Annotated in this window: 9 protein-coding genes; 4 read left to right on the plus strand and 5 right to left on the minus strand. The window is 64.4% G+C overall.

Going from position 1 to position 10,493, the window contains the following annotated elements:
* Positions 1 to 886: LysR substrate-binding domain-containing protein (locus ACK1U9_RS23825; protein WP_449110222.1), on the plus strand; the 886-nt coding region annotated here is incomplete at its 5' end.
* Here the strand turns inward: ACK1U9_RS23825 and ACK1U9_RS23830 are convergent.
* The gene (locus ACK1U9_RS23830; RefSeq protein WP_108481651.1) at positions 847 to 2,043 is read right to left on the minus strand and encodes a YbfB/YjiJ family MFS transporter; all 1,197 of its coding nucleotides are present in this window, start codon (positions 2,041 to 2,043) and stop codon (positions 847 to 849) included. The two genes, ACK1U9_RS23825 and ACK1U9_RS23830, sit on opposite strands and share 40 nt — an antisense overlap.
* A 129-nt stretch (positions 2,044 to 2,172) precedes the next feature.
* Between ACK1U9_RS23830 and ACK1U9_RS23835 the strand changes: the two genes are divergently transcribed.
* The 3 genes from ACK1U9_RS23835 to ACK1U9_RS23845 all read left to right on the plus strand — a co-directional run bounded on the left by ACK1U9_RS23835 (position 2,173) and on the right by ACK1U9_RS23845 (position 5,972).
* Positions 2,173 to 3,030 (plus strand): LysR family transcriptional regulator, encoded by an 858-nt coding sequence (locus ACK1U9_RS23835; protein WP_085601138.1) that lies wholly within the window; start codon positions 2,173 to 2,175, stop codon positions 3,028 to 3,030.
* A gap of 79 nt (positions 3,031 to 3,109) precedes the next feature.
* Positions 3,110 to 4,372 (plus strand): OprD family porin, encoded by a 1,263-nt coding sequence (locus ACK1U9_RS23840; protein WP_108481652.1) that lies wholly within the window; start codon positions 3,110 to 3,112, stop codon positions 4,370 to 4,372.
* Between the two features lies 1 nt (position 4,373).
* Positions 4,374 to 5,972: an MFS transporter gene (locus tag ACK1U9_RS23845; RefSeq protein WP_046613668.1), complete on the plus strand. Its 1,599-nt coding sequence runs from the start codon at positions 4,374 to 4,376 to the stop codon at positions 5,970 to 5,972.
* Positions 5,973 to 6,126: 154 nt separating this feature from the next.
* Here ACK1U9_RS23845 and ACK1U9_RS23850 read toward each other — a convergent pair whose 3' ends face one another.
* The 4 genes from ACK1U9_RS23850 to ycaC all read right to left on the minus strand — a co-directional run bounded on the left by ACK1U9_RS23850 (position 6,127) and on the right by ycaC (position 10,257).
* On the minus strand, positions 6,127 to 7,968 hold the full coding sequence (locus ACK1U9_RS23850) for an amidohydrolase (RefSeq protein ID WP_161797614.1): 1,842 nt from the start codon (positions 7,966 to 7,968) through the stop codon (positions 6,127 to 6,129).
* A gap of 378 nt (positions 7,969 to 8,346) precedes the next feature.
* The gene (locus tag ACK1U9_RS23855) at positions 8,347 to 9,165 is read right to left on the minus strand and encodes an alpha/beta fold hydrolase (protein WP_046613670.1); all 819 of its coding nucleotides are present in this window, start codon (positions 9,163 to 9,165) and stop codon (positions 8,347 to 8,349) included.
* A gap of 39 nt (positions 9,166 to 9,204) precedes the next feature.
* Positions 9,205 to 9,513, minus strand: a complete 309-nt coding sequence (locus ACK1U9_RS23860) for a hypothetical protein (RefSeq protein ID WP_046613671.1) — start codon at positions 9,511 to 9,513, stop codon at positions 9,205 to 9,207.
* Between the two features lie 114 nt (positions 9,514 to 9,627).
* Positions 9,628 to 10,257 carry an isochorismate family cysteine hydrolase YcaC gene (gene ycaC / locus ACK1U9_RS23865; RefSeq protein ID WP_449110223.1) on the minus strand — a complete coding sequence of 210 codons (630 nt, stop codon included), beginning with the start codon at positions 10,255 to 10,257 and terminating at the stop codon, positions 9,628 to 9,630.
* Positions 10,258 to 10,493 lie beyond the last annotated feature (236 nt).

Below are 10,493 nucleotides of genomic sequence, written 5' to 3' on the forward strand. Positions count from 1 at the left end.
CTTCACCCAAGTCGTGGAACACGGTGGCTTCGCACCTGCCGGCCGGGCGCTGGACATGCCCAAGTCGAAGCTCAGCCGGCGCATCGCCGACCTTGAGGACCGCCTCGGCGTGCGCCTGCTGCACCGCACCAGCCGCCACTGCTCGCTGACCGAGATTGGCCAGGCCTACTACAACCGTTGCCTGGCCATGCGCGTGGAAGCCGAGGGCGCGGCAGAGATCATCGAGCGCAACCGCAGCGAACCACGCGGCCTGGTGCGTATCAGTTGCCCGACCACCCTGCTCAATTCCTGGGTCGGGCCGATGCTGACCCGCTACATGCTCAAATACCCGCAGGTGGAGCTGTTCATCGAGAGCACTAACCGCCGCGTCGACCTGCTGCACGAGGGTTTCGACATCGCCCTGCGGGTGCGCTTTCCGCCGCTGGAGAACACCGACATGGTGATGAAGGTGTTGAGCAACAGTACCCAGTGCCTGGTCGGCCAGCCGCAGTACCTGGAGCAGTTGCCCAAGGGCTTCGACCCGCAGCTGCTCGGCACGCTCCCCAGCGTGCATTGGGGCAGCGCCCAGCGTGAGTACCAGTGGGAGCTGTTCCAGGGCGAGGACAGCAGCCGCAGCATCGTCATCCCGCACACACCGCGCATGGTGACGGACGACCTGTTTGCCCTGCGCCATTTCGTGGTGGCGGGGGTGGGTATTGCGCACCTGCCGCGGGTGGCGGTGCGTGAGGACCTGGCAGCGGGGCGGCTGGTGGAGTTGTTGCCCGACTGGCACCCGCGTTGCGGCATCGTGCATGCGATCTTCCCGTCGCGGCGCGGGTTGCTGCCTTCGGTGCGTGCGCTGATCGATCACCTGGCCGAAGAGTTCGCCATCAGCGACATGGCCTGACGCTCCTTGAGCAGCAGGTCGACCAGCAGCGCCAGCAACACCGCCCCGGCCGCCACCGCGAACAGCACACCGTAGTGGCCATCCGTGGCGGCGAACAACGCCGAGTATGCGTAGCCGGCAATGGCCTGAAAACTGGCGAACGAAACTGTCGCACGGCTCCAGGTCGCATTCTGCCGGTCATGGCCGTCCACCAGCTGATGCACTCTGGCAAGCGCCAGTGGCACGATGCCCGGGGGGAAGGAGCCGATCAGCAGCGCGGCGGCACCCAGCAGGCGCAGGTCGTGACTGCTCAGCAAGATCCCGAGCGCGCCCAGTTGTGCCAGCAGCACCAGACGAATGCCGGCACGGGCACCGAGGTGATCGGCCAACAACCCATACAGTACCGGTCCGGCAATCGCGCCCAGGCCATAGAGCGCCCATATTACAGCGCCAGCGTGGGTGCCCGCGCCCAGGCCGCGGCTGATGTAATCGACCAGAAACATCATGGGTGCCACCAGCGCCGTGGCCATCAACGCGTATTGCCCAAACAGCACGAGAATTGCGGGTGAAACCGCCGCCTGCCGCCGTGCGGGGGGCACCGACGAATGTTCAAGTTCAACGGGCCAGCCTGCCCAGCTGGTAACGGTCAGCAGCAGCGACAACGCGGCCAGCCCCAGCCAGGTCTGCTGCAGGCCTTTATCCAGCAACCATGGCACCAGACTCGCAGAAGCCGCGACGCCCAGGCCCAGGCCCAGGAAGATGGCCCCGCTGGCCAGGCCGCGTCGCGAGGCAGTGACATGGGGCAATATTGCGCTGGCCACCAGCACCATGATCACACCACCTGCCACGCCCGACAGCAGGCGCCAGGCAAAGAACCAGCTCACCGACAACGGCCAGGCACACGCCAGGAATGTCAGGCTCACCAGCACCATCATGCCGCGCAGCGCCATGGCGCTCGACCACCGGGCAGCCAGCGGCCTGCCAATCAGGGCGCCGATCAGGTAGCCGGCCAGGTTTGCCGCCCCCAGATAGACCACTGCTGAACTGGCGAACCAGTGAGCACCGATCAGTGCCGGAATCAGCGGTGTATAGGCAAACCGTGCCAGGCCGATCCCGACCAGGCTGGCACATAGCCCAGCCCAAATCGGCAACCAGGGTGCCCGTAACGAATTATTCATGATTTTCCCCTGCCCCGTGAACGGCGCTTGATGATGGTGATGGGGAAAGCATAAATTCGCCGAACGATGAAATAACGCAGCGAGTTTACATACCAGCCCTGCATTTTCGCATCACCGAGGACGACTTCGATGAACTGGGACGACACCCGCGTGTTTCTTGCATTGTGCCGCGAGCAAACCCTGCGCGGCGCCGCACGCCGTCTGGGCGTGGACCAGGCCACGGTGGGTCGCCGGCTCGCATCGCTGGAGGGCGCGCTGCATGCCACGCTGTTCCTGCGGACCTCCAGCGGTTACTCCCTGACCAGCGCCGGCGAAGTGGCTATGCGGGCTGCCTTGGCGATGGAATCTGCCGCCGCCGGCCTGCAGCGGCAGATTCTTGGACTGGATGACCGCCTGAGCGGAGTAGTGAGAGTGACCAGTACCGACGCCTTCGCATCGGACTTCATCATCCCAGCCGTGGCTCGGTTGCGCCTGGAACACCCTGGGATCGAAGTGCAATTGCACGCGTCCACGCAGATGCTCAACCTCAGCCAGCGCGAGGCAGATATCGCCGTACGTACGCACAAGCCGGACAACCCTGAACTGGTGGTGCGGAGCCTGGCGCGCTGGCAAACCGCACTGTTCGCCTCGCATACGTACCTCAAGCACTTTGGCGAGCCGGTGCCCGGTGGTGCGTTTGCCGGGCACGAACTGGTGATCTACCAGCCTTATCTGGACAGCGGCAAGGAGGTGACACTGGCCGGCGAACCGATCGCCAAAGGGCGCATCGCCATGACTTGCACCTCGGGGCTGATGGTGCGCCAAGCACTGGCCAGTGGCATCGGGCTGGGTGAACTGCCGGTGCCGATGGGCGCACGTGCGGGCTTACAGCAAGTGTGGGCGCAAGGCAGGCCTTACGACATCTGGCTGGTGACCCATCAGGATGTCCGCCATACGGCGCGGGTGCGGGTGGTGATCGATGCGATCGCCAAGGCGTTCAGCCTCTAGCTGCCCGTTCCAGCACAACCTTACAAGACCGCTGGCCTATCCTTGCTCCACAGTCCCGGATCATCCCCTTGGAGGCCCCATGATCCGCGCCAACCCCGGACCAGGCCGCGCCCTGCTCGCCACCCTCGCCCTATGCCCGGTACTCAGCCAGGCTGACGAACCCGGCTGGTCGCTGCTCAGCCGCAACTACTTCCTGCACAGCGACTTCCGCTCGCCCTCCGGCAGTGGCCAGAACTACCGCCAGGAATGGGCCCAGGGTTTCATTGGCGAAATCCGCTCCGGCTTCACCGAGGGCACGCTCGGCGTCGGCATCGATGCCCATGGTTTTCTCGGCCTCAAGCTGGACGGCGGCCGCGGCCATGCCGGCACCGGCCTGCTGCCGCGCGACAGCGATGGCCGCGCCGAGTCCGACTACTCAAGCGCCGGCGCCGCACTCAAGCTGCGCCTGGGCAATACCCAACTGCGCTACGGCGAAATGACCGTGGAAACCCCGGTGTTCGACACCAGCGACAAACGCCTGCACCCGGAGTACGCCACCGGCTGGTTCCTGGACAACACCGACCTGCCCGACTGGCGCCTGCAGGCCGGGCATTTCACCGCCTTCAACAACCAGGACAACAGCTCCAGCCACGATGACTTCAGCGGCTATGGCGCTACCACCGACAAACGTGCCATCAGCCTGGCCGGCGCCGCGTTCGCACCCGACGGGCCATTCGGCGGCGCACTGTACGCAGGCCAGCTGGATGACACCTGGCGCCAGGCCTACCTCAACCTGAACCTGGCCGAGGGCAACTGGCGCCTGGACGGCAACCTGTACAAGACCCGCGACACCGGCAATGCCAGTGCCGGGGCAATCGACACCCTCGCCTACAGCCTGCTGGCCAGGTACAGCTTCGGCGCCCAAGCGCTGAGCCTGGCCTACCAGAAGGTCGAGGGCGACACCCCGTTCGACTTCGTCGGCGGCGACTCCATCTACCTGGCCAACTCGATCAAGTATGCCGACTTCAACGGCCCCGGCGAGCGCTCGTGGCAACTGCGCTACGACCTCGACTTCGCCACCCTTGGCGCCCCCGGCCTGAGCCTGATGGGCCGCTACGTCAGCGGCCGTGGCATCGATGGCAGCCATGCCCCAGCCGGTGGCGTCTACGTGGGCCAGTACGGCGACGGCGGCAAGCACTGGGAACGCGACATCGACCTGAAATACGTGGTGCAGTCCGGCGCCGCCAAGGACCTGAGGCTGTCGTTTTCCCACGTCAGCCACCGCGCCAACCAGGCCCAGGCCGGCGATGACATCGACCGGATCTACCTGATCATCGAATACCCACTCAAAGGCAGCTTCTGACATGAGCACATCCCCTTCAGGCGCCTGGAGCCCATTGCGCAACACCACCTTCCGCATGCTGTGGATCGCCACCATCGCTTCCAACATCGGCACCTGGATGCACGAGGTGGGCGCCGGCTGGCTGATGACCACGCTGTCGGCCAGCCCTTTGCATGTGGCCCTGATCCAGGTAGCCGGCTCGCTACCGATGTTCTTCCTTGCCCTGCCGGCCGGCGCGGCGGCGGATATCGTCGACAAGCGCCGCTACCTGTTGCTGGTGCAACTGTGGATGTCTTCGGTGGCCGTGGTGCTGGCGGCCCTGACCCTGCTCGGGCTGATGAACGTCACCCTGCTGCTGGTGCTTACCCTGGCGTTGGGCATCGGCACGGCACTGATGATGCCGGCCTGGAGCGCGCTGACACCGGAGCTGGTGAGCAAGGACGACCTGGCCAACGCGGTGGCGCTTTCCAGTGTCGGTATCAACGTGTCACGCGCCGTCGGCCCGGCTTTGGCCGGCGTGGTGGTGAGCATGGTCGGCCCGTGGCTGACCTTCGCCCTGAATGCCATCTCGTTCGCCGGGGTGATCCTGGTGCTGTTTCTGTGGAAGCGCGAGGTGAAGGAGCCGCTGCTGCCGGCCGAGCGCTTCGTCGGCGCCATGCGCACCGGGCTGCGTTTCGCGCGCAGTGCCAAACCCTTGCAGGCGGTGATATTGCGCGCCTTGGCATTCTTTTTCTGCGCCAGCGCCGGTACCTCGCTGCTGCCGTTGATCGTGCGTGGCGAAATGCATGGCACCGCCGCCGATTTCGGCCTGCTGCTGGCGGCCATCGGCATTGGCGCAGTGGCCGGTGCCACCTTGCTGCCACGCTTGCGCGAACGCATCAGCCGCGACCGCCTGGTGCTGCTGGCCAGCCTGCTGTATGCACTGTTCCTGCTGGCCCTGGCGCTGGTGCGCAACTTCTATGTGCTGCTACCGGCGATGCTGCTCAGCGGCGCGGCGTGGATTGCCGTGCTGTCCAACCTGCAGGTGGCGGCACAGACCTCAGTGCCTGCCTGGGTACGGGCGCGGGCTTTGTCGGTGTATATCCTGATCTTCTTTGGTGCCATGGCCAGTGGCGGGTTGCTGTGGGGCACGCTGGCCAGCCATGCAACGATCACCTTGAGCCTGCTGCTGGCCGCAGGCGGCCTGGCGTTGGGCACGCTGCTGACCTGCAAGGTGACGCTACCGGAAACCGCAGCCGAGGAGCTGACGCCGTCACTGCATTGGCCGGTGCCACTGCTGAGCGACGACATGGACAAGGAAAGCGGGCCGGTGATGGTCACCGTGGAATACCACATCGACCCGGCCAAGGCCGAGGCGTTCCAGCAGGCCGCACGGGAGCTGGAGGCGATGCGCAAGCGCAATGGCGCGTTGTCGTGGGGGTTGATGCGCGACAGTGCGGACCCGGCGTTGTGGCTGGAGTTTTTCTTCGAGGAGTCGTGGCTGGAGCATTTGCGGCATCACCACCGGGTAACCCGAGGTGAGCTGAAGATCGAGGCGCGGGTGCGGATGCTGCAGACCGATGGGGTGGAAGTGAAGATTCGGCATCTGTTGGCTGGAGCTGAGCACAAGGCTCACCATTGATGCTATTCGCGGGCTCGCCCGCTCCCACAGGGATCGCACAAAGCCTAAGGGCTGTGATGTACCTGTGGGAGCGGGCGAGCCCGCGAAGGGGCCAGCACTGAAGGAACAAAAAAGGGGGCCAATAACTGGCCCCCCTTTTTCACATCAGCTCAGCTTAGAACGCGAAGCACGAGCAACCGAGCGCGCCCCAGAAGCCTTGGTAGTCATTCACCGGCACACTCGAATGCCGGGCCTTCTCATGGCTGTGCGCATGCACCCCGCATGGCCCGCTGCACTGGTGCACGGCGGCTGCCAGCGACGGAGTGCCCACCCGCCAGTGCCCCGGCACTTTGGTCACCGGCGACCACTCCGGCAGCACCGGCACCTGGGGCGGGCCGAGCTTGTCGAATTCCGCCGCACCATACACCACCTTGCCGTCGACCACGGTCAGCACCGACTCGATGCCCTTGATCGCCTCTTCATCGACACTGAAGAAGTCCAGCGACAACGCCGCCAGGTCGGCCAGCTGGCCCACCTTGATCTGGCCCTTCTTGCCCTGCTCGCTGGAGAACCAGGCGCTGCCTTGGGTAAACAGCTGCAGCGCGGTGTCACGGCTGAGGCCTTCCGGGTACAGCTCCATGCCACCGACGGTCTTGCCGCTGACCAGCCAGTACAGCGAGGTCCACGGGTTGTAGCTGGACACGCGGGTGGCGTCTGTACCGGCGCCCACCGGCACGCCCATGTCGAGCATGCGCTTGATTGGCGGGGTCTGCTCGGCGGCCTTGGCACCGTAGCGGTCAACGAAATACTCACCCTGGAAGGCCATGCGGTCCTGGATGGCGATACCGCCGCCCAACGCGCGCACGCGCTCGATGTTTTGCGGCGTGATGGTTTCGGCGTGGTCGAAGAACCACGGCAGGCCATTGAACGGGATGTCGCGGTTTACCTTCTCGAACACGTCGAGCATGCGCGTGATCGATTCGTTGTAGGTAGCATGCAGGCGGAACGGCCAGCGCTGCTCGACCAGGTGGCGCACCACCGGCTCCAGCTCCTGCTCCATGGTCTGCGGCAGGTCCGGGCGCGGTTCGAGGAAGTCCTCGAAGTCGGCGGCGGAGAACACCAGCATTTCGCCGGCGCCATTGTGGCGCAGGAAGTCGGTACCGCTGTGCAGCTTCACGCTGGAGGTCCACTTGCGGAAGTCGTCCAGCTCTTCCTTGGGCTTCTGGGTGAACAGGTTGTAGGCAATGCGCACGGTCAGCTGGTTGTTGTCGGCCAGCTCCTGGATCACCTGATAGTCGTCCGGGTAGTTCTGGTAGCCACCACCGGCATCGATGGCGCTGGTCAGGCCCAGGCGGTTGAGCTCGCGCATGAACTGGCGCGTGGAGTTGACCTGGTATTCCAGCGGCAGCTTCGGCCCCTTGGCCAGGGTGGCGTAGAGGATCATCGCGTTGGGGCGGGCGATGAGCATGCCGGTCGGGTTGCCGAACTTGTCACGCTGGATCTCGCCGCCCGGCGGGTTGGGCGTGTCCTTGGTGTAGCCGACTGCCTTGAGCGCGGCGCGGTTGAGCAGTGCGCGGTCATACAGGTGCAGCAGGAATACCGGGGTATCTGGCGCGGCCTGGTTGATCTCCTCCAGAGTGGGCATGCGCTTTTCGGCGAACTGGAACTCGTTCCAGCCGCCGACCACGCGCACCCACTGCGGGGTCGGCGTACGCGCAGCCTGGTCCTTGAGCATGCGCAGGGCATCGGCCACCGAAGGCACGCCTTCCCAACGCAGTTCCAGGTTGTAGTTCAGGCCACCACGGATCAGGTGCAGGTGCGAGTCGTTCAAACCAGGGATGACCGTACGCTGCTTGAGGTCGATGATTTGCGTGGTGGCGCCCTTGTGGGCCATGGCTTCGGCGTCGTTGCCCACGGCGATGAAACGGCCATCCTTGATGGCGACGGCGGTCGCGGTGGGCTTTTCACGATCAACGGTGTGCAGTTTGCCGTTGAACAGAATCAGGTCGGCGGTCATGGAACCTCCTTGGGTGAATGCGTGAGCGGAACCGGCGGAACCGGTAAAGGGCAATGCGGACCAGAGCGCGCCGGCGGCACCGAGCACGGTACTGGTGGCGAGGAACTGGCGACGGGTCTTGTCGTTGCGGTCCTGGGACATGGGGTTCTCCGTCTGGGTGCGGCAGCGGGCAGGCGCAACTGCGGAGCATGCCGGTTGGTGTAGGGGCAAGGCTTGGATGGATGTGCGGTGGGTGGTTGAAGGTTAGCCCTGTTCAGCATTTGTGCTGCCTGGGCTGGCCTCTTCGCGGGTGAACCCGCTCCCACAGGGACACCACAGGCCTGCAAGACTGTGGTATCCCCCTGTGGGAGCGGGTTTACCCGCGAATGCCTCCCACCATTACTCCTGGAGGAACGCCAGCAAGTCCTCATTCAGCTGCTGTGCATGAGTCACCGCAAACCCGTGCGGCGCCCCCGCGTACACCTTCAGCTCAGCCCCGCGAATCAGCTCCGCCGCCTGCTTGCCGGTGCTCTCGAACGGCACGATCTGGTCGTCGTCACCGTGGATCACCAGGGTTGGTACATCGATCTTGGCCATATCCGGACGGAAGTCGGTTTCGGAGAACGCGGTCACACAATCCAATGTGCCCTTGATCGATGCCATCAGCGCAATGTTCAAGGTCTGGGTTTGCACACCCTGGGACACCTGCTGCCCATGGTTGAGGCCATAGAACGGCGTGGCGAAGTCGGCGATGAACTGCGCCCGGTCGGCACGCAGGCCGGCGCGGATACCGTCGAACACCGACAGGTCGACACCTTCAGGGTTGTCGTCACGCTTGCCGAACACCGGTGTCACCGCGCCCAGCAGCACCAGCCCGGCCACCCGCTCGTTGCCGTGGCGGGCGATGTAGCGGCTGACGTCACCGCCCCCCATCGAGAAGCCCACCAAGGTCACGTCGCGCAGGTCGAGGTGCTCGATCAGCTGGGCGATGTCATCGGCAAAGGTGTCGTAGTCGTAGCCGTTCCACGGCTGGCTCGAACGGCCGAAGCCACGGCGGTCGAAGGCAATGGCCCGGTAGCCGCGGCTGGCCAGGAATTCCATCTGCGAATCCCACATGTCGGCATCCAGTGGCCAGCCGTGGCTGAACAGCACAGGCTTGCCGCTGCCCCAGTCCTTGAAGTAGATCGAAGTGCCATCGCGGGTAACGAACGTGCTCATGTCGGTATCTCCTTGAAAATGTCGAGGTAAAGGCCTGGCTCAGCCGCGCAGCCAATTGGCGCAGCGGCGGGTTACCCAAGGCATGATGTAGAACACCACGGGCAGGATGACGAACAGGTTGACGATCAGGTTGCTGGTGATCACTCCACCCAACTGCGGGACGCGTGCGAACAACGGCGCCAGCAGTTGTGGAACGATCATGGTCATCGGGCAGATCACCAGGTAGGTCAGCAGCGCCTGCTTCCAGCGCGGCGGTTGGGCTGCCGTGGTGCCCGGCGTGCTATCAATAACCTGGTGTTGCAGGCATACGGTTACCACTTCGCGGTTGTCTTGGAGTGCGGTGTTCATCGGCGTTCCTTGGGATGAGCTTGCCCGCATCCACTGTGCAACGGCGGACGGGCGCAGGATTGGACAGGTGTGCTGCCTTGGCGGGCACCGGTTTGCGGTGCCCGCGCATCTGGCTTACTTGTTGGCGGTGAAAGCGTTGTAGCTGGTGATCAGGTTGCGGTAGTCCGGGATGTGGTTGGAGCACAGCGCCGCCAGCCCTTCGATGTCGTTGCGCCAGTCGCGGTGCAGCTCACAGGCCACGCCGAACCAGGTCATCAGTTGTGCGCCGGCCTGGCTCATGCGGTCGTGGGCGGCGTCGCGGGTCATGGCATTGAAGGTGCCGGAGGCATCGGTGACCACGAACACTTCGAACTCTTCCTCCAGGGCTGACAGCGCCGGGAAGGCTACGCACACTTCAGTCACCACGCCGGCGATGATCAGTTGCTTCTTGCCGGTGGCCTTCACCGCCTTGACGAAGTCTTCGTTGTCCCAGGCGTTGATCTGGCCTGGGCGGGCGATGTACGGGGCGTCCGGGAACAGGGCTTTCAGTTCCGGTACCAGCGGGCCGTTGGGGCCTTGCTCGAAGCTGGTGGTGAGGATGGTCGGCAGGTTGAAGAACTTGGCCAGGTCGGCCAGGGCCAATACGTTGTTCTTGAACGCGTCCGGTTCGATGTCGCGGACCAGGGACAGCAGGCCAGCCTGGTGGTCAACCAGCAGGACAGCGGCGTCGTCTTTGTTCAGGCGGTTGTATTTGAATTTGGTCATGGTCGTTGCTCCCAAGGGTTTTGATCTTTTCAGTAAGTGGGGTGTTTCGCGTTGATGGGAGAAGATTAAAACCATGACCTTTTTGGCGGTAGATAGCGATTTTTGGCTCTAGCGTTCTGTTTTATGAACGATGGTTTTGTGTGGGCTGTACCGGCCCTTTCGCGGCTAAAGCCGCTCCCACAGGGATTGCGCTGGATTTGAATCGTGCGCAGTACCTGTGGGAGCGGCTTTAGCCG

This window comes from Pseudomonas sp. XP1 (genome assembly GCF_053557675.1).